The 19790-nt window shown below is 44.3% G+C and carries 14 protein-coding genes and 1 pseudogene; 8 read left to right on the top strand and 7 right to left on the bottom strand.

Going from position 1 to position 19790, the window contains the following annotated elements; translation table 11 throughout:
* Positions 1-76: 76 nt before the first annotated feature.
* Entirely contained in the window at positions 77-976 is a 900-nt protein-coding gene (gene miaA / locus TOL9009_RS0122280) for a tRNA (adenosine(37)-N6)-dimethylallyltransferase MiaA (protein ID WP_029634728.1), read from the bottom strand.
* Positions 977-1443: 467 nt separating this feature from the next.
* Between miaA and gyrB the strand changes: the two genes are divergently transcribed.
* Positions 1444-4227, top strand: a complete 2784-nt coding sequence (gene gyrB, locus TOL9009_RS0122290) for a DNA topoisomerase (ATP-hydrolyzing) subunit B (RefSeq protein ID WP_029634732.1) — start codon at positions 1444-1446, stop codon at positions 4225-4227.
* Between the two features lie 99 nt (positions 4228-4326).
* Here the strand turns inward: gyrB and TOL9009_RS0122295 are convergent, their stop codons facing one another.
* The gene (locus TOL9009_RS0122295) at positions 4327-5547 is read right to left on the bottom strand and encodes an acetate kinase (protein WP_029634734.1); all 1221 of its coding nucleotides are present in this window, start codon (positions 5545-5547) and stop codon (positions 4327-4329) included.
* 284 nt (positions 5548-5831) lie between these two features.
* On the bottom strand, positions 5832-6839 hold the full coding sequence (locus TOL9009_RS0122300; protein WP_029634736.1) for a transaldolase: 1008 nt from the start codon (positions 6837-6839) through the stop codon (positions 5832-5834).
* Positions 6840-6971: 132 nt separating this feature from the next.
* Here TOL9009_RS0122300 and TOL9009_RS47635 point away from each other — a divergent pair, with 132 nt between their 5' ends.
* Positions 6972-7139: a hypothetical protein gene (locus TOL9009_RS47635; RefSeq protein WP_186227623.1), complete on the top strand. Its 168-nt coding sequence runs from the start codon at positions 6972-6974 to the stop codon at positions 7137-7139.
* Here the strand turns inward: TOL9009_RS47635 and pyk are convergent.
* The 3 genes from pyk to TOL9009_RS0122315 form a co-directional block, all read right to left on the bottom strand.
* Complete coding sequence (gene pyk, locus TOL9009_RS0122305; RefSeq protein ID WP_029634738.1) at positions 7102-8532, bottom strand: pyruvate kinase; 1431 nt, start codon at positions 8530-8532, stop codon at positions 7102-7104. The genes TOL9009_RS47635 and pyk overlap by 38 nt on opposite strands.
* A 314-nt stretch (positions 8533-8846) precedes the next feature.
* Complete coding sequence (gap, locus tag TOL9009_RS0122310; RefSeq protein WP_029634740.1) at positions 8847-9872, bottom strand: type I glyceraldehyde-3-phosphate dehydrogenase; 1026 nt, start codon at positions 9870-9872, stop codon at positions 8847-8849.
* Positions 9873-10536: 664 nt separating this feature from the next.
* Positions 10537-11280 carry a peptidoglycan-binding domain-containing protein gene (locus TOL9009_RS0122315; RefSeq protein ID WP_029634742.1) on the bottom strand — a complete coding sequence of 248 codons (744 nt, stop codon included), beginning with the start codon at positions 11278-11280 and terminating at the stop codon, positions 10537-10539.
* Between the two features lie 261 nt (positions 11281-11541).
* Here TOL9009_RS0122315 and TOL9009_RS0122320 point away from each other — a divergent pair, with 261 nt between their 5' ends.
* The 5 genes and pseudogenes from TOL9009_RS0122320 to TOL9009_RS0122340 all read left to right on the top strand — a co-directional run bounded on the left by TOL9009_RS0122320 (position 11542) and on the right by TOL9009_RS0122340 (position 16142).
* Positions 11542-12996, top strand: coding sequence for a hypothetical protein (locus TOL9009_RS0122320; RefSeq protein WP_029634744.1), 1455 nt, complete (start codon positions 11542-11544; stop codon positions 12994-12996).
* A 93-nt stretch (positions 12997-13089) separates the two neighbouring features.
* On the top strand, positions 13090-13350 hold the full coding sequence (locus TOL9009_RS46035; RefSeq protein ID WP_144238254.1) for a hypothetical protein: 261 nt from the start codon (positions 13090-13092) through the stop codon (positions 13348-13350).
* On the top strand, positions 13319-13780 hold the full coding sequence (gene rimP, locus TOL9009_RS0122330) for a ribosome maturation factor RimP (RefSeq protein ID WP_029633712.1): 462 nt from the start codon (positions 13319-13321) through the stop codon (positions 13778-13780). The genes TOL9009_RS46035 and rimP overlap by 32 nt, the downstream gene beginning before the upstream one ends.
* Before the next feature lie 151 nt (positions 13781-13931).
* A pseudogene (nusA, locus tag TOL9009_RS40135) lies at positions 13932-15209 on the top strand (transcription termination factor NusA); the annotation flags it as partial.
* Positions 15210-15896: 687 nt separating this feature from the next.
* Positions 15897-16142: a YlxR family protein gene (locus TOL9009_RS0122340; protein WP_029634746.1), complete on the top strand. Its 246-nt coding sequence runs from the start codon at positions 15897-15899 to the stop codon at positions 16140-16142.
* Between the two features lie 138 nt (positions 16143-16280).
* Here TOL9009_RS0122340 and TOL9009_RS47640 read toward each other — a convergent pair whose 3' ends face one another.
* A complete protein-coding gene (locus TOL9009_RS47640; RefSeq protein ID WP_186227624.1) occupies positions 16281-16418 on the bottom strand; it encodes a hypothetical protein in 138 nt (45 codons plus the stop codon).
* 173 nt (positions 16419-16591) lie between these two features.
* Between TOL9009_RS47640 and infB the strand changes: the two genes are divergently transcribed.
* Entirely contained in the window at positions 16592-19765 is a 3174-nt protein-coding gene (gene infB / locus TOL9009_RS0122345; RefSeq protein ID WP_029634748.1) for a translation initiation factor IF-2, read from the top strand.
* Positions 19766-19790: the final 25 nt, after the last annotated feature.

Genomic DNA, 19790 nt, shown 5'->3' on the forward strand with positions numbered 1-19790 from the left:
TTTGAGCGTTTCAAGGCTCATCCTTTGATAATCCTTATTTGATAAGGCTTTGAGACGAAGTTGTCACCCCATCAGGTTAACAAGTCGTTAAAAATTGTTGCGATCGCTGCCATATTTGTTCTAATAAATTAGGAATATCGGCATCAAACCACTCGATCTGTGGAGATGCTTTAAACCATGTGCGTTGATTTTTGGCAAATTGTCGCGTATGCAAAATTATTAATTCTTCAGCTTTATCTAACGATATCTCTCCAGCCAAATATTGTTTGATTTCTTGATATCCTAATGTATTTAACAAAGACAAATCAGCACCATATTTATGACAAAGATATTCTACTTCAGCGACTAAGCCATTTGCAATCATTTGCTTTGTGCGCTTGGCAATCCGCTGAGTTAAATAGTGAGAATCGCAATCTAAACCAATTTGCAAAATTGGATAATTTGGTGGGTTCTCCCCTTGCTGTTGGGAAATAGGGCGACCAGTGACATAAAATACCTCTAATGCTCTTAAGGTTCGCACTGTATCGTTAGGGTGAATTTTTTTTGCCGCAACTGGATCAACTTGTTGCAACATGATGTAAAGTTGCATTTGACCCAAAGATTCAAGTTGCGATCGCAATTCTTTGTGAGGTGCAACTCTGGGAATTTTCATTCCTTGTACAATAGAACGTATATATAAACCAGTACCACCAACTAGCAATAGTGGAGTAACATCAACAGAAGCAATTAAGGCTTGTGCTTGCTGTTGATAATCTGCTACTGTCATTATTTCAGTGGGAGCGCAAATATCTATTAAATAGTGTGACACCAACTTTTGTTCAGCCGTTGTTGGTTTAGCCGTACCAATATCAAATTCGCGGTACACTTGACGAGAATCTGCACTTATTATTACAGAATCCAACTTTCTCGCTAAAGATAACGCTAACCCCGATTTACCCGTTGCAGTCGCTCCACAAATTACAATTAATTTGGACATTGGTCAAATGTTGGTGGATAGTTGTTAGGAGATAGTTGTTAGGAGATAGTTGTTAGGAGATAGTTGTTAGGAGATAGTTGTTAGGAGATAGTTGTTGGTCATTCTCTCCCCCTTGTGTCCAAGGAGTCTCCAAGGAGTCCCCCACTCCCCCACACCACGCTTCTCCCACTCCAGCAAGGCTTTTATGCTATAATTTTTAAGCCTTTTGGCTTCTTTTTCGGCTTTAGGTATTTTGGCACAAGGGATACTCACGCGCTGAGTGGCTGCGCGATCGCTCTTCACACCAATAATATATTAATCGCACTCTGAGCCAATCCATAAAGAAAACGAAGCCAGATACATCCCCTATATAAATTTATCATCTAATCGCCCTACAGTCCCCTCCAAGCCTTTTGTGTTATAATCTTGGAGTGATTTAACTTTTTTAGTATTTTAACGAACTCACCCCCACAATCAGGAGAAATTACATGACGAGTAGTTACAGTGCCGATCAGATTCAAGTTCTGGAAGGTCTGGAACCCGTCCGCAAACGACCGGGGATGTATATCGGTACTACCGGACCACGGGGACTCCATCATTTAGTTTACGAGGTGGTGGACAATTCAGTTGATGAAGCTTTAGCAGGGCACTGCACCCATGTGGAGGTGGATCTCAATGCCGATGGTTCTGTCACCGTCACAGATGACGGTCGTGGTATTCCCACCGATATTGTCTCCAAGACGGGAAAATCAGCACTAGAAACGGTGATGACGGTACTCCACGCGGGAGGTAAGTTTGGCGGTGGTGGTTACAAAGTATCTGGGGGATTGCACGGAGTTGGTATTTCTGTCGTTAACGCTTTATCTGAAACGATTGAAGTGACAGTTTGGCGAGAAAAAAAAGTCCATGTCCAGCGTTTTGAACGGGGTATTCCGGTAACAGAAATGATAGTGAACCCGCTCAAAGAAGCAAGAACTGGAACTTCTATCACTTTCAAGCCAGATGAGGAAATTTTCACCACGGGTATTGAGTTTGATTACATCACTTTATCAGGTCGTCTGCGGGAATTAGCATATCTGAATGCAGGTGTGAGAATTATCTTCACCGACAACCGTTTAGAATTACTTAAAAGCGATACACCTAAAATAGAAACCTATGAGTACAAAGGTGGTATCAAAGAGTATATCGCCTACATGAACCGCGACAAGCAACCACTGCATGAAGAAATTATTTTTGTGCAGGGGGAACGCAACAATGTGCAAATCGAAGTGGCTTTGCAGTGGTGTACAGATGCTTATACGGATAACTTGTTAGGATTTGCGAATAATATTCGCACCGTTGATGGTGGTACGCACCTTGAGGGTTTGAAGGCAGTTCTGACGCGCACCTTGAATGCGATCGCCCGCAAGCGGAATAAAATTAAAGAGAATGAACCAAACCTCAGTGGTGAACACGTCCGAGAAGGTTTAACAGCGGTAATTTCCGTCAAAGTTCCCGATCCGGAATTTGAAGGACAAACTAAAACTAAACTCGGTAATACCGAAGTCCGGGGGATTGTCGATTCTCTAGTTGGTGAAGTTCTCACCGAGTACTTAGAATTTCGTCCTGGTGTTGCTGACTCCGTTTTAGATAAAGCTATCCAAGCTTTCAAAGCCGCAGAAGCAGCACGTCATGCACGGGAGCTAGTTCGTCGAAAATCAGTATTAGAATCGTCCCCATTACCCGGTAAATTGGCTGATTGTAGCTCCAGAGACCCCAGCGAATCGGAGATTTTCATCGTCGAAGGCGATTCAGCCGGCGGTTGTTTTTTTATACACACAAAAATTTTACTTACTGAGGGACGGGAAATTACCATCAAGCAGCTCATAGAGGAGCAAGAACAAGGTAAAGAGAACTTCTGTTACACCATTAGGGAAAGTGGCAACATAGGTATAGAACGTATTATCAATGCCAGACGAACTAAGGAAAATGCGGAAGTCATCAAACTGACTTTGGACAATGGTGAGACAATTATCTGCACACCAGACCACCCCTTTATGTTGCGAGATGGTAGTTATAAAGCAGCAGAATTACTGACTCCCCAAGATTCGCTGATGCCGATACATCGCAAACTCTCCCAGAAAAATGAACGGGGAACAGGGCTGAATGGCTACGAAATGGTTTGGAATCCATTGAAAGATACATGGATTTACACGCATTTATTAGCAGATTTTTATAACCTGGAACATGATGTTTATCAGTCTTCAGGTAGATGTCAAAAGAAGGGTATGGGGTATGGGGTGTGGGGTGTAGGGAATAAATCAGTGGAGACTTGTACCCCTACTCCTACCTACTATTTCAAAACTATTGCTGGTTTGAAGGAAGTAGAATTGCAAATTGGTTGTTTGGATTTGGAGATTTATAGCTCTTATCGCAAGCGAACACGCGACAAATCTATGTTGCGTTGGGAGACTTTCTGCGTTGGCGAAGCCTGCGCTCCGCGCACTCGCTATTTTCATGGTAATCGCAGTCGAGCGCGTGAAGCCGTGAAAAACTACAACCATCGCGTTGTCTCTATTGAACGCTTGGAAGAAAGAATGGATGTTTACGATATTGAAGTTCCTAATTCCCACAACTTTGCTTTGGCAAGTGGTGTGTTTGTGCATAACAGCGCTAAACAAGGACGCAATCGCCGAACTCAAGCCATCCTTCCCCTACGTGGTAAAATCCTGAATATCGAGAAAACCGACGATGCCAAAATCTACAAAAATAACGAAGTTCAATCGTTAATTACGGCTCTTGGTTTGGGTGTAAAGGGTGATGAATTCGATTCGACTCAACTGCGTTATCATCGCATAGTCATCATGACAGACGCTGACGTAGATGGAGCGCACATCCGGACGCTGTTGTTAACTTTCTTTTATCGGTATCAGCGATCGCTTATCGAAGAGGGTTTCATATATATTGCCTGTCCCCCATTATATAAAGTAGAACGGGGACGCAATTATTACTACTGTTATAGCGATCGCGAACTGCAACAGCGTTTGGCTGAGTTTCCTGACAATGCTAATTACACCATCCAACGGTTCAAAGGTTTGGGGGAAATGATGCCAGAACAACTCTGGACAACGACAATGAACCCAGAAACTCGCACCTTCAAACGAGTGGAAATTCAGGATGCAGCCGAGGCAGATCGCATTTTCACTATTTTAATGGGCGATCGCGTTGCACCAAGGCGTGAATTCATTGAAACCTACGGTTCTAAACTCAACCTCACAGATTTAGACATCTAAAAAGTTTCACTTATAGGGGTAAAGGGGAAGCACTTGTCTTCCGACACGCTTTCTAGATTTTTCTTACCCTTTCCCCTTTCCCCTTTCCCCTTTCCCCTTCTACCTTTTAATGAGGTGTTGCCAAGTTGCCATTGCGATCGCCCAATCTTCTTGAGTATGTATTGCCAAGACTCGCACAGCCGATTCAGTGGTGGCAATATCCTCATCAACAGGATTGTGGGTATTTTTTTCTGGGTCAATTTTCATACCCAAAAATCCAAAGGCATCACAAGCAGCTTGGCGAATTCCTGGAGAATTTTCACCTACACCAGCGGTGAAAACTAAAGCATCTAATCCCCCCAGACTGGCAAGCATTGACCCAATTCCGGAACGTAGGCGATGTACGTACATGTCCCAAGCAAGTTGAGCGCGGTAATTGCCTTGGGCGATCGCCTCCATCACTTGCGGCAAATCGCTCGATACACCCGAAATACCACGTAAGCCGGAAGCTTTATTTAACACATAATCTAAGCGTTCGGCTGAGTAATTGGATTGTCGTAACAGGTGAATCAAAATTCCTGGATCGACAGCACCAGAACGGCTACCCATCATCAATCCATCCAGGGGCGTGAATCCCATTGTCGTATCAACACTGTGACCGTTTTTAATCGCCGCCAAAGAGCAACCGTTGCCTAGATGACAGGAGATTATCCGTAAAGAAGCGAAATCTCGATTGAGAATCTGAGCCGCACGTTTAGAGCAGTATTCGTGACTGATCCCATGAAAGCCGTAGCGACGGATACCTTGTTCTAGCCATTCGTAGGGACCGGGATAGGTTGCCGCAGCATCGGGCATATGGGAATGAAACCCGGTATCAAAAACTGCCACTTGGGGTATATTTACCAAGCTTTTCTCAATGGCTTCTATTCCTTCCAAAGCGCCTGGATTATGTGCTGGAGCGAGGTTAGAAAGACGAGCGATCGCTTTTTTGACTTCATCAGTAACAACTACACTGGCACGGTAATCTTGCCCACCATGTACTACACGATGTCCCACCCCGTCAATTTCTGATAACTGACTAATCACCTTCGTGGAACCGCGAGTTAAGGTGTGAAGCATGTAAGCGACGTGTGCAGGTCGGGAATCAGCGTAGATTTCTTCCTCCAGCACCCCACCATTAGCTGATTTCACCTTGATTTCTGCCACACCGCGATCTTGAGTCCATTTAACTTTGCCTTCCCAAAGCGGTTCGAGTGGTTCTGTGGGCAAACCCTCCTCTGTTATTTCATACAGACAACTCTTTTGGCTGCTAGATCCTGCATTCAGTACCAATATTTTCATCGCTTTTTGTTGCCAGGAAGGTTTGTGAGCTATATTTAACGGTTCTGCTCTGCTAAAAGTTTACTTAAAGGCAAAAGATAAAAGCTATGAAGAAGCAATTATTATTAGCTCTGATGTTGTTTGCTTTTATTTTTCTATCGAAAATTGCTGAAGTGAAAGATACATGTCTTAATTCTTTACAAGAAAAAGTAAAAACAAGTTGTTTTTACTTTTTCAGAAGTGCAGCATCCAGATGTTCATTCCCAGGTTGCACCTGGGAACGAGGGGATGAGGGAAGGGATATTTTAAGCGGCGCCGACCTTAACGTTTGCTTCTAGAGTAGTCAATCTTTCGGCAAGTAGTTTTTCGAGACTTACCAAAGCTTTGGTGAAGCCTTCGATACCTTCTGCTAGTTTATCGAATGCCATGCGATCGCTCGTGTGCATTTTTTCAAAGATATCTTTGTCCATTGGTGTTTTTTCGATACCCATCTTCGGTGCATTCTTGGGATCGAGTTTGCGTGGCAATGCGTCTGTAGTCGCTTGCAACTCAGCCAAAAGTGCTGGGGAAATCGTCAACAAATCACAACCAGCTAATTCAGTAATTTCACCAAGATTACGGAAACTAGCTCCCATAACTTCAGTTTTGTAGCCGAACTTTTTGTAGTAGTTGTAGATTGTTGTCACAGAAACAACACCTGGGTCTTCGTGTGCGGGATAGCTATCGCGTCCACTGTCTTTCTTGTACCAGTCGAGAATCCGTCCAACAAAGGGAGAAATCAAGGTGACACCAGCTTCTGCACAAGCGATCGCTTGGTGAATGCCAAACAATAAAGTCAGGTTGCAGTGAATACCTTCTTTTTCCAAAATTTCCGCAGCACGAATGCCTTCCCAAGTAGCCGCAATTTTGATGAGAACGCGATCGCGTCCAATTCCAGCTGCTTTATATTGAGCAATCAATTCGTGTGCCTTAGCAACCGTAGCATCAGTATCATAGGACAAACGCGCATCTACTTCCGTAGATACCCGACCAGGAATGATTTGCAAAATCTTCAATCCAAAAGACACTGCCAAACGGTCAAACGCCATTGCAACGATTTGCGCTTGGCTTGCGCTCGATCCTGCATCTTTCTTTGCTTGGAGTAATGTCTGATCGACAATTTCCTGATATTCTGGCATCTGTGCCGCAGCAGTAATCAAGGATGGGTTAGTCGTAGCGTCTTGTGGCTTAAACTTCTCAATTGCCTGGATATCTCCCGTATCTGCCACAACAACGGTCATTTCTCGCAATTGTTCTAGTAGATTCTTAGACATAGATACTCCGTGAATGTTGTTTACTTAGGATTTACTCATTCCCCTGTTCTTTACATCCTTCGCTGCACCTTCAATTCCAATTGTGACAACTTTTCTTCACAATTGCCCATGTGGGGCATTGGGCATTGGGCAATGGGCAATGGGCAATGGGCAATGGAAGAGGGGAAAAGGGGTGCATGGACTCATGGGAAATCCCCCATGCCCAATGCCCCATACCCAATGCCCCATGCCCAATGCCCAATGCCATATTTATTCTACGGAGTCATGCAGAAATTGGCTGTCCAATTGTATGCACTTTAATTAAACTAGTTGTGCCTGATTTACCAACAGGGACACCAGATGTAATCACAACTTTATCGCCGTCGTTTGCCAAACCCATATCTACAACGCTTTTCACCACATTGGTAAACATCTCTTCGGCGTTGTGGACTGGGGGAATGAAGCAAGGAACTACACCCCAAGAAAGTGCCAGTTGACGATAAGTGGTTTCTTCTGGTGTGAGAGCGATTATCGGCGTTGTCGGACGGTACTTAGAGACTAATTGTGCCGTACTTCCGGAAGAAGTGTTGCAGAGAATTGCTTTTGCCCCTGTTTCATAAGCCACGCGACAAACGGCTTCGGCAACAGATTCAGTTACGCTGAGACTACCGCCGGCGTGAGTCCAGGAATGTCTAGCACCTTCTTGTAAAGATTGTTCTGTTCGCACGGCGATATTGTGCATCATCTCAACTGCGGCGATCGCATATTGTCCCACAGCAGTTTCCCCCGAAAGCATCACAGCATCCGTACCATCCAGGATAGAATTAGCAACATCGGTTGCTTCGGCGCGGGTGGGATCGGGAGCGCTAATCATCGACTCTAGCATTTGCGTGGCAGTAATTACAGGCTTCCCGGCTTGGTTGCAGCGGCGTGTAATATCTTTTTGAATTAGGGGGACTTCATAAATTGGTATTTCTACCCCTAAATCGCCACGAGCGATCATAATGGCGTCGGCAATCTCTATAATTCGATCTAAATCTTCTACTGCTTCTCGTCTTTCAATTTTGGCAATGAGGCGAATATTTGCACCAGCAGCTTCAATCATTCGTTGCGCGGGTTCTAAATCTTGTGGGGATCGCACGAAAGAAACCGCTACCCAGTCTACACCTAATTGAATGCCAAAGCGCAAATCGAGCAAGTCTTTTTCGGTAATCGAACTGACGGGTAAAGGAGTTTCTGGTAAGTTTACACCTTTGTGAGTGGAAATCACTCCACCAATTTTTACCATAGCTCGAATTTCATCGGCATTGCGATCGCTTACAATCAACTTCACCCGACCATCATTAATTAAAATCGGTTCACCAGGTCGCACCATTGCAAATAAAGTCGGCAATGGTAGCGGCAATTCGTCAATACTGCTACCTTTCTCTTGCATCACAAAAGTGACTTCCTGTCCAGCCTCTACAGTTAGTCCTTCTGGTGGCAAAACGCCCAAACGAATCTTTGGACCGCACAAATCTTGCATGATAGCGATGGGTTTTTGCGTATCCGCGCTAATCCTCCTTAGATGATGAAACGTTTGCGCGTGAAATTCATGCGCCCCGTGGGAGAAATTCAACCGCGCTACATTCATCCCCGCATCTACCAACGCTTGCAAACGTTCAGGTGCAGATGTAGCCGGTCCTACAGTACAAATAATCTTGGTTCGACGCATAAAGTTTAGGGGTTCGGAGTTTAGAAAGCAAATATTCAGACAGCGCGTAAAAAAAATAACTGTAATGCACCCTGATTTGCTGCGCGTGCGGACTACGCTACCCCTCAGAAATACGACATCAAAAGTCAAGAGTCCAAGATATTTTGACCATTAGACCTCTTGCACTCATTCCCTTAACACCCCACCCCAACCCCTCCCCGCTTGCGGGGAGGGGAGACAAAGCATAGCTTTGGCGGGGTGGGGTTCTTTCTTATTTTTGATTTATGCAAGAGGACTCTTGACCATTAACCATTGACTATTGACCATTTAACACGTTATAACAGACCTTCTTTTTGTGCCATCGATAACATCAAGTCAACGACACGATTAGAATAGCCCCACTCGTTGTCATACCAGGCAACAACCTTAAAGAAGTTGGAATTTAGTTCCATACCAGCGCCGGCATCAAAGATACTAGAACGGCGATCGCCTTGAAAGTCTGTGGAAACTACTTCATCTTCTGTGTAACCCAAAATACCAGCCATTGCTCCTTCGGAAGCTGCCTTCATTGCCGCGCAAATTTCTTTATAGCTGGTGGCTTTATCTGTTTTAAAGGTCAAATCAACTACAGATACATCCGGTGTCGGGACTCGCAAAGCCATACCAGTTAACTTACCCTTCAACTCTGGTAAAACCAAAGCTACAGCTTTCGCAGCTCCTGTAGAAGAGGGTATGATATTTTGGGCAGCACCGCGACCACCCCGCCAATCTTTCTTACTCGGACCGTCTACTGTGGGTTGGGTAGCTGTCATCGCGTGAACGGTGGTCATTAACCCTTCAGTTAAACCGAAGTTATCGTTAATTACTTTGGCGATGGGAGCCAAACAGTTTGTAGTGCAGCTGGCATTAGAAACAATAGCATCTTTTGCTGGGTCAAATATGTCATGATTGACACCAACTAATAAAGTGCGAACTTTATCAGGCTCTTTTGTGGGTGCAGAAATGATAACCCGCTTTGCACCAGCTTTTAAGTGATTTGATGCTCCTTCAAAATCGGTGAAAAGCCCCGTAGATTCCACAACATAATCTGCACCTAATTTACCCCAAGGCAATTCTGCCGGATTCCGCATCGACACGCAAGGAATGAAGTGTCCATCGACCACGATACCATCATCTTTTGCCTCAATCTTGCCCTGATAAGTTCCGTGGGTGGAGTCGTATTTTAATAAATAAGCCAAATTATCTGGTGGTACTAAGTCGTTAATCCCCACAAACTCGATATTGGGATTATTCATACCAGCGCGAAACAGTAACCGTCCGATCCGACCAAATCCATTGATGCCGACTTTCAGTTTAGCCAAGATTAACCTCCTATGATGTGAAGTTGTTAAAAGCAATTACTTTTTACTCTTCACCTTCCGATCCTGACAGTCTGGACGGGTTATGGCATATTTACTTGGCAAATTTTAAGGTTTTGAGAATCAGGGAGAGAAACGACGAATGAGAAAGAGGGGGAAAGGGGAAAGGGGAAAGGGAAAAAGAACCCCATATTTAATGGCTTGTCGTTACCAACATTTATTTTTCTCATAAAACCCTTATCCCGCCAACGGTTGTAAACCATTGTCTAAGAGCGAAAGTCCTCTTAAAGAGGACTAAATAAAGATTTCAGTCCATTTTAATGGACTTGTGCTATTAGCCTGATAAATTTATTCGCTCGTCGAGATAGCGGCAAGAGCGAGGGTTTTGAAATATGTTGGTAATGACAAGTATTTAATGGGGAGTTTGACATACCTCCTCGTCCTGAAGGAGCGAGGATTCCTTGACACTTCACGCTCGTTGCGCCACTAAGTGGTCTTATCGTCCCTCCATGTCCGTTTATAGTCTCCCAATGCCCTATGGCGACTATACCTATTCTAGCAAAAGCCGTCCTAGAAGGACGGGGCTTGTATCCCATTATTTTGGTCAATATCTCATAGGTATATATCCCCAACCACTATCCTTTATCCTTTATCCTTTAGTTGACACCTAAGGGGTTGGTGAAGTTGTTGGTGTTGCCTCAGGTGAAGATGTCGGTGTTGCCTCAGGTGAAGATGTCGGTGTCACCGTTGGTGTTGGTCTTGTTGTTGGGGTTGTTGTCGGTTTTGTTGTCGGTCTTGTTGTTGGTCTTGTTGTTGGGGTTGTTGTTGGGGTTGTTGTTGGGGTTGTTGTCGGTCTTGTTGTTGGTCTTGTTGTTGGTCTTGTTGTTGGGCTTGGTGAAGATGTCGGTGCAGGAGTTGGCTCAGTACTAGGCTGACCTCCGCTTGTTTTTGCCTCTTCGTTCAATCTTTGGCGAAATGCTAAATCGGCAATTCCAGTTTCTTGTAGCTGAAATTTTTTCTGAGCTTCCTTAACTGCCGCTTCCGTCCGCGTACCATAAAACTGATCGCGGGGTAGAGGAGTCTTAGGCTTCAATACCGCATTCAAGTTTGCCTGTAAAATTTGAATTATGTTCGCGGCAAAATCTTGAGTTTTCGGTCCTGCTACCCCATCAACAGGTGTTAATTTGTACCCTGTTTGAAATTCACGAATTGCTTTTTTAGTTTTCGCATCCGTCAAGGGCGTATTTGTTAAGTCAACGCTGTAGCCTAATCCTCGCAATACTGCACGGAATTGTTGTGGGCTATAATTACGTTGGCGAGCAGCAGTAGCTGTATCTGAAATTACGACGCTAGCTGTTATCAGGCAGACAACAGCAACAGGAATGCTTGATTTTCCAAACCCACACCACATGGTTAAAACTCCTTTTGGTTAAATCAGCTATATAGTAGGGCTGATAGCTGATCTTAAGTTTATTTAACCTTATTCTTCTTTAATATTAATTATTTTTGATTAAAATATATATGAAGCAAACTAAGTAGATATTATAAAGTAATTTTTGTCATCCATCTGTAGAATGATTTTAAGTTTTAAGTGGATATGTACTGAAAACAGCATAAAATACATAAATTAGAGATGTCATAAGGAACATTTCTAAAATCCACTTATCAGCAAATGGCTCAAATAAACTCCGACAAGCGGCGAAACCTATGGTTTGAGCGCTTAATGGCAATTATTGCTACAGTAAATTTATGCATTTGTTTGTTTGATTTAAGTTATATTCCTTGGCGGGATTCCTACTTGCGAAAAATTCCCCAAATTACCAAGGTTTACGACAAAGTAAAAGGTATTGAACCGCACCGAGAAACAGAAAATTATCTAGCAAAGGTTAAGTTTCTAGAAGAACAGGTAAGTCAAACAGGGTTAAAGTCCCAAGAAAGTGCAACCCGACTAGAAGAATTGCGCCGTCTGAGCACTGAGATGATAGACGGTAATCCTTTTGCGGCAGTAAATAAGAGTGGAACGCTGGAAAAAATCAAAAACAGAATGCGCGATCGCACATCTGTAAAATCTGCGAAACAAGCGTTTGGCACTTTTTGGAGTCAAACTTATTTAACTGAAAAAGGGTGGAATCAAGAAATTGCTTTTTTCAACCAGAAAATTCAACCTTTAATCGCTACAGACTACTACCGCTCAATCGACGAAAACGGTGAATTTACTGATAATTTCTGGTTAATAGATTTACCGTTTGTAATTTACTTTGCTTTAGAATTACTGACGCGGACTTTTTTCATCAGACGGCGTAATCGTGGTTTTAGCTGGGTAGAAGCAATTTTGTGGCGCTGGTACGATTTATTCTTGCTGATTCCATTTGTGCGATGGTTGCGAATAATACCTGTATTAGTTCGCCTCGATAAAGCGCATTTATTAAATTTGCATCCAGTCAGAAAGCAAATTAATCAAGGAATTGTCGCCAATTTTGCCGAGGAACTCACAGAAATTGTCATAGTCAGACTAATTAACCAAATTCAAGGATCGATAAACCAGGGAGACTTGACGCGCTGGCTATTGCAAAAAGAGAGTCATTCTGAGTATGTCGATATTAATAATATTAATGAAGTGGAAGCGATCGCAGGTATCTTTATTAAAGCGATCGTTTATCAAGTACTACCCAAAATTCAACCAGAGATCGTTGCCATATTGCATCACAATATAGATGGTGCCTTGAATCAATCCCCCATCTATCGCAACCTGCACAACCTCCCCGGCGTGGGACAGATGCAGGCTCAACTGAGTGAACAACTATCAACCCAAATCGCCACAAACCTTTACAAAGCTTTAGTTAACGCCGTCGAAGATCCAGTAGCCGCAAAACTTTCGAGTCAATTACTGGAACGCTTTACCGAAGCCTTGGGAACGGAAATGCAGAAAAAACAAGTACTTTCAGAAATTCAAAGCTTACTTTTTGACTTTTTGGAAGAAGTCAAAATTAACTACGTCCAACGCTTGTCCCACGAGGATATAGAGCAAATTATCCAACAAACTCGACAGATGCGATCGCAAGCATCTGTAACCACAGTAGTCAATCAAAGCTCTGCTCTAGTACAAACTAAGAATAAGCAAAGTTGACGGGCAATGGGCAATGGGCAATGGGCAATGGGCAATGGGAATTAAATATCTCGATTTTTGATACGCGTTTTATATCTAAATAGAACTCTTTCCATGCCCCATGCCCCATGTCCCATGCCCAATGCCCCATGCCCAATGCCCCATGCCCCATGCCCCATGCCCATTGCCCAATGCCCATTATTAATTTCTCACCTCTCCCCCCAAAAGAAATGCGCTAAACTCAATTTAGGTCGATCCATCTTTGGTTCGGCACAATACTTCTTGGAAGATATCCTTATCGCAGGAAGTGGGTCAATGCCCACTTTTTTTATTGAAATATTGCATGACTCATCCCTTAGTCCCACAAATTATTGATTTGGCGACACCAGTAGCAGAAGAACTGGAATTAGAAGTCGTTGGGGTAGTTTTTCATACTAACCAACGTCCAGCAGTGTTGCGGGTAGATATCCGCAATCCCCAACAGGAGACTGGATTGAATGATTGTGAGCGGATGAGCCGTGCTTTAGAAGCCGCCTTAGATGGATCGGATATCATTCCAGATGCTTACGTTTTAGAGGTGTCAAGTCCTGGTATTTCGCGGCAACTGACAACCGACAAGGAATACCTATCCTTTAAAGGATTTCCTGTAATTGTCTTTACTTCCCAACCCTACGACGGACAGCAAGAGTGGATTGGTCAGTTGATTCGCCGAGATGAAATATCAGTTTACTTAAACCAAAAAGGTCGTGTAATTGAAATTCCTCGCACTCTCATAAGTAGGGTGCAGTTGAATGAGAGCAGATAACAATTAGCAGAAGGAAGTAGGAGTTAAGAGTTAGGTTATGAGTTTTGAGTTTTCAAATAACTCAAAACTGCTGTAGAGACGCGAAATTTCGCGTCTCTACAATTCCTAACTTCTGCTGGGTGTCTGCATAATAATTAAAGGAGATAAATCTATGTCTACAGTTAAATTAACGGGATTAAAAGATTTAATTGAAAATATCAGTCGCGAACGAAATTTACCGCGTCTGGCAGTTCAATCAGCTATTAGAGAAGCGCTGCTAAAAGGTTACGAACGTTATCGACGTGCCCAAAATTTAGAGCGAAGACAATTTGATGAAGAGTACTTTAATAATTTTGAAGTAGAGCTTGATGTTGACGAACAAGGATTTCGCGTTCTTTCCACTAAAAGCATTGTTGAAGAAGTTAACAATTCCGATCATCAGATTTCTTTAAAAGAAGTTCAAGAAGTAGCTCCCGAAGCACAATTAGGTGATTCGGTAGTGCTAGATGTTACGCCTGACAAAGAAGAATTTGGTCGCATGGCGGCGATGCAAACCAAGCAAGTTTTAGCGCAAAAACTCCGAGATCAGCAGCGCCAGATGGTGCAAGAAGAATTTCAAGATTTAGAAGGAACTGTACTCCAAGCAAGAGTCCTGCGCTTTGAAAGGCAGTCAGTGATTATGGCAGTTATCAGTGGCTTCGGTCAACCAGAGGTAGAAGCTGAATTGCCCAAGCGCGAACAATTGCCTAACGATAATTACCGAGCAAATGCGACATTTAAGGTATATTTAAAAAAAGTTTCTCAAGGACAGCAACGCGGACCGCAGTTACTAGTTTCCAGAGCAGATGCTGGTTTAGTAGTATATTTGTTTGCCAACGAAGTGCCGGAAATTGAAGATGAAGTTGTGCGAATTGTTGCTGTAGCTAGAGAAGCTAATCCTCCTTCACGTTACGTCGGACCGCGAACTAAAATTGCTGTTGACACCTTAGATCGCGATGTCGATCCAGTTGGTGCTTGTATTGGAGCGCGAGGATCGCGAATTCAAGTGGTGGTCAATGAATTGCGCGGGGAAAAAATCGATGTGATTCGTTGGTCCCCAGATCCTGCAACATACATTGCTAACGGCTTGAGTCCCGCACGAGTCGATGAAGTACGACTAATGGACCCCGAAAGTCGCCAAACTCACGTTTTAGTAGCTGAAGATCAACTGAGTTTAGCTATTGGTAAAGAAGGACAAAACGTCCGTTTAGCTGCTCGTCTGACTGGCTGGAAAATTGACATCAAAGACAAAGCAAAGTATGACCCCGCAGCGGAAGATGCAAAATTTGTCGCTGTCCGAGCAAAATATCAACAAGAAGAGGATGAAAGGGAGTTTGAGGAACTAGAAAAAATAGAGCAACTACACCTAGACCAAGCAGATGAGTATGAGGAATTAGAAACAAACGACGAGTATCAAGATGAGCAAGATGAACAAGATGAGGAATATGAGCAAGATGAGCAAGATGAAGAAATAGAAGCATCTCAAAACAAGTTAGAAACAGTTATGAAGTCAGTTGATAATTTTCCATCTGATTTAAGAGTAGCTTTGCAAAACTTCATAGAAGAAAGATCGGAAATAGCAGACGATTTTAGACAATTGTTGCTGAAAAGTTCTTTAAGTTCGTTAAAACAGCTTTTAGAACGCCTAGCCGATTTAGCTGTGGCTTATGATACACCTTTTGCTATAGCCAAACTTACTAACGCTTCAGGAATAAGAGGTGCTACATTTCAAAGCATCTTGTCTTTATTGGTAGTTTGAGTTAGGACTTACGCACTGTATGGCGCTCGCCTTACTGAGGACTCTTTACTGGGGAAAAGGCACTTCCGTTTTCTTCTCTACGAGACGCTCCGCGAATAAAACCTGGTTGGGGTCCCAATCCCCTTCCAAGTAAAGAAAGTGTTCCCAGTCCCTAATCCCCAGTCCCTAATCCCTTTTTCAACACATCAATAAACCGAGTACAAATACAAATAACTTAACAAATCTTATCTTGTCATTAACACGGATTATAAAGGACTAGTTGAGAATATAAGAAAATACAAATATTATTACTGAGGAGTTGTTTAACAAAAAATACTGCCATGAACCCAGACAAAACAGATGAAAAAGAATTATCGACGTTGTATCAGTTGCCGCCAAGTCAAATTAAAAGAAGAGTTTTGGCGGATTGTCCGCGTCTTTCCATCTAGACAGGTACAATTAAATGAGGGCATGGGGCGTTCTGCTTACATTTGTCCGCAAGCGGGCTGCCTTTGCGCTGCTCAAAAAAAAAATAGACTAGGGCGATCGCTACATGCATCAGTGCCAGAAACACTGTATGAAGCATTGTGGCAACGTTTAGCCTAAAGCCATACCTGTTAATATTCAGGTTTTGGCGGTAATCACAACAGACATTGTACTGATAGCCATACTAATACGCTATCATCACATTCTGACTTGATTGCTTGGGTTAATGCCAAAATAGTAAAAGGGTGTAGTTAGCAGCTACCGCGATCGCTTATCAACTTGATTGCAGAGCAGCGAAGCTTCCCAAAAAGTTTTACTCGATTGTGTTGTGGAATCAGAATCAGCAAAACAAAAAAAACAATATGGCAACCTGGTAGCGCGATCGCGCAATTGCATCAACCATCCTTGGATGTGGAGATGCCAGCAGTAAACCGAAACATCTCTCTTTCCTGATTGGAGGCACCGGCAAAATCGTATCTGGGCAACCTAAACACAGTACTCAAAGGATGGAGATGTCGCACTCCCAGGCAGCCATCCGCTAAAACTGTAATCTTATTGGGGAAGAGTGGATGAACAACGGCAAAGTGAGAATTTACGAACTATCAAAGGAATTGAACTTGGATAACAAAGAGCTATTAGCAATTTGCGACCAGCTCGATATTGCGGTCAAAAGCCATAGCAGTACAATTTCAGAAACAGAGGCAGAACAAATCCGGACAGCAGCCGAAAAACTCGCTGCTACGAATGTAATGCCAAAAAAAGAACTTACAACCAGTCATAAAGCAAATTCACCACAAATTGGTGGACCTTCCCGACCAACCGCACCCCACAAACAACAAATTTTGGAAATTCGTAAACCCAAAATATTGAGAAACACTAACTCCAACGCCCAAGAGGCGTCAGTTGCTATTAATACTGAATTTGCTTCTTCTGAGGCTAATCCTCCTTCACCTCCACGACCCTTCGCCACACCAGTCTCATCATCAATGAAGCCGACGGCACCAACTCGACCAGTACCCCGGAATCAGTCGGAGACCGCACAAAAACCTCCTGTGACTGAAGCAGAGCAACCGCTTGATCGTACTCCGACACCAGAAAAAACAGCCGCAGAAAAACCGGAGAAAACAGCTGCTCCCAGACCAAAACCGGAAAAACCGCAAAGACCGCAACTAGTAGCGCCACCCGCAAGACCACTTACGGAAACAGGGACTACAGATGAAGAACCTCTGGTGGAAATGGGAGAGCCGATTGAAGCGCCATCGCTGAGTCAGTCACAAAAACCGATTCTTAAGCGCGATCGCGATCAGGTAAAACCCAAAGTCGCCAGACCAACAAGCGACAGACCGCCAAGCGACCAGCCAGCATCAGATGCACCCCGTCCAGCAGGGCGACCTACCCCCGCACCAGTCAGACCAGAGCAAAAAGGTAGTAGACCATCTGCGCCAATACCCGGAGGAGATCCGCAACGACCCAGACCGGTACGTCCAGGTGAAAAACCAATAGCCTCACCAGTGGCAACCCCACCAAGAGGGCTTGCGGGCGTTTCGGCAAAACAAGACTCTCTGGATGACGATCCCGTACCACCCGATTTGCTTGACCTCAAACGCCCCACACCACCTCGCCTACTTAAAGGTGGTAAAAAGTGGCAGGAAGAGGAAATTATTGACGAAGTTAAAGAAAAAGCAGGGAAGGGAGTCACCAAAGGCAAGCGAGTTAAGCCGATTTTGGATGATGAATTTGAAGAAGACTTGCTCGATGATGAAGATCCAGATTCACTTCTCACCGTTCAGGTCAGCCTTTCCATCGCTCGTCCTCCCAAACCCAAGGCAAGCCGACCTTCGTCACCGACAATAGCCCCAACAACCAGCATTCCAACTGCTAGAGGTAGTAAAAAACCAGGTAGCCGCGATCGCGATCGCGACCGAGAGCAAAAAGGCGGACGCCAACAAGAGCAAAAGCGCGATCGCCCAGAAAAACTGGTAGTAACCGGTCCCATGACGGTGCAAGAACTAGCTGAAGCCTTAGCAATTGCCGATACAGAGATTGTGAAAATCCTGTTCATGAAAGGCATGGCGGTAAGCATCACCCAAAACCTCGATATTCCCACCATTACCCTGATCGGAACCGAGCTAGAAATACCAGTCGAAACCGCCGAACTAGAATCCGAGGCAATTAAAGTCACGGAAATGATCGAAGCGGGAGACTTGGAAAACCTTGTGCGCCGTCCGCCAGTCGTGACAATTATGGGTCACGTAGACCACGGCAAAACTACCCTGCTCGACTCGATTCGCAAAACCAAAGTAGCTGCCGGTGAAGCAGGTGGTATTACTCAACACATCGGTGCTTACCACGTCGATGTCGAACATGAAGGCAAAATGCAGCAAATTGTCTTCCTTGACACCCCCGGTCACGAAGCTTTTACAGCTATGCGGGCACGGGGAGCGCGGGTGACAGACATCGCTGTGTTGGTTGTAGCTGCTGATGATGGTGTTCGTCCCCAAACCATTGAAGCCATTAGCCACGCCCAAGCAGCGGGAGTGCCAATTGTCGTTGCAATCAACAAAATTGACAAAGAAGGGGCACAACCAGAGCGGGTGAAACAAGAACTTACCCAGTATGGTCTGACCGCAGAAGATTGGGGCGGTGACACAATCATGGTTCCCGTCAGCGCGATTAAGGGCGAAAACTTGAATACGCTCTTAGAAATGATTCTAATTGTCGATGAGGTAGGCGAACTCTCTGCCAATCCAAATCGGACTGCTAAAGGAACAGTCATTGAAGCTCATCTGGATAAAGCAAAAGGCGCAGTTGCGACTTTGTTAATTCAGAATGGTACTCTCCACGTCGGCGATATGCTCGTAGCTGGATCAGCATTTGGTAAAGTTAGGGCAATGGTTGATGACAGAGGAGCCAGAGTTGAAGCTGCAAGTCCGTCCTTTGCCGTTGAGGTGTTGGGTTTAAGTGATGTACCAGCAGCCGGCGACGAATTCGAGGTTTTCGGGAACGAAAAACAAGCACGCGCGCTTGCCTCAGACAGGGCAGACAAACAACGTCAATCCCGCCTATTACAAGGACGAGTTACCCTGACAACCCTCTCCGCTCAAGCGAAAGAAGGCGAGTTAAAGGAACTCAACTTGATTCTCAAGGGAGATGTCCAAGGCTCCATAGAAGCCATTGTGGGATCGCTCAAACAAATCCCGCAAAACGAAGTGCAAATTCGTATGTTGTTAGCTGCTCCTGGCGAAATTACCGAGACAGATATTGACTTGGCAGCCGCCAGTAACGCCGTCATCATTGGCTTCAACACTACTTACGCTAGTGGTGCCAGACAAGCCGCCGATGAATCTGGTGTGGATGTAAGAGAATACAACATCATCTACAAACTCCTAGAAGACATTCAAGGAGCTTTGGAAGGTCTGTTAGAGCCAGAATTAGTAGAAGAACACCTGGGTATTGCAGAAGTACGTGCCGTTATCGCCATCGGTCGTGGTGCGGTTGCTGGTAGCTACGTGCAATCTGGCAAGCTGCTTCGCAACAGCAAAATCCGAGTGCGTCGTAACAACAAAGTCATCTATGAAGGTGTTCTTGACTCCCTCAAACGGATGAAAGATGATGTTAAGGAGGTTAATGCTGGCTATGAATGCGGTATCGGCATTGATAAATTCAACGACTGGGCTGTAAGTGACAGCATCGATTCCTACCAAATGGTAACGAAACGCCGCACTTTGACTTCAACTAGATAGTGCTGAGTGCAAAATAGCTATAAAT

Source organism: [Scytonema hofmanni] UTEX 2349 (genome assembly GCF_000582685.1).
Classification (GTDB): domain Bacteria; phylum Cyanobacteriota; class Cyanobacteriia; order Cyanobacteriales; family Nostocaceae; genus Hassallia; species Hassallia hofmanni.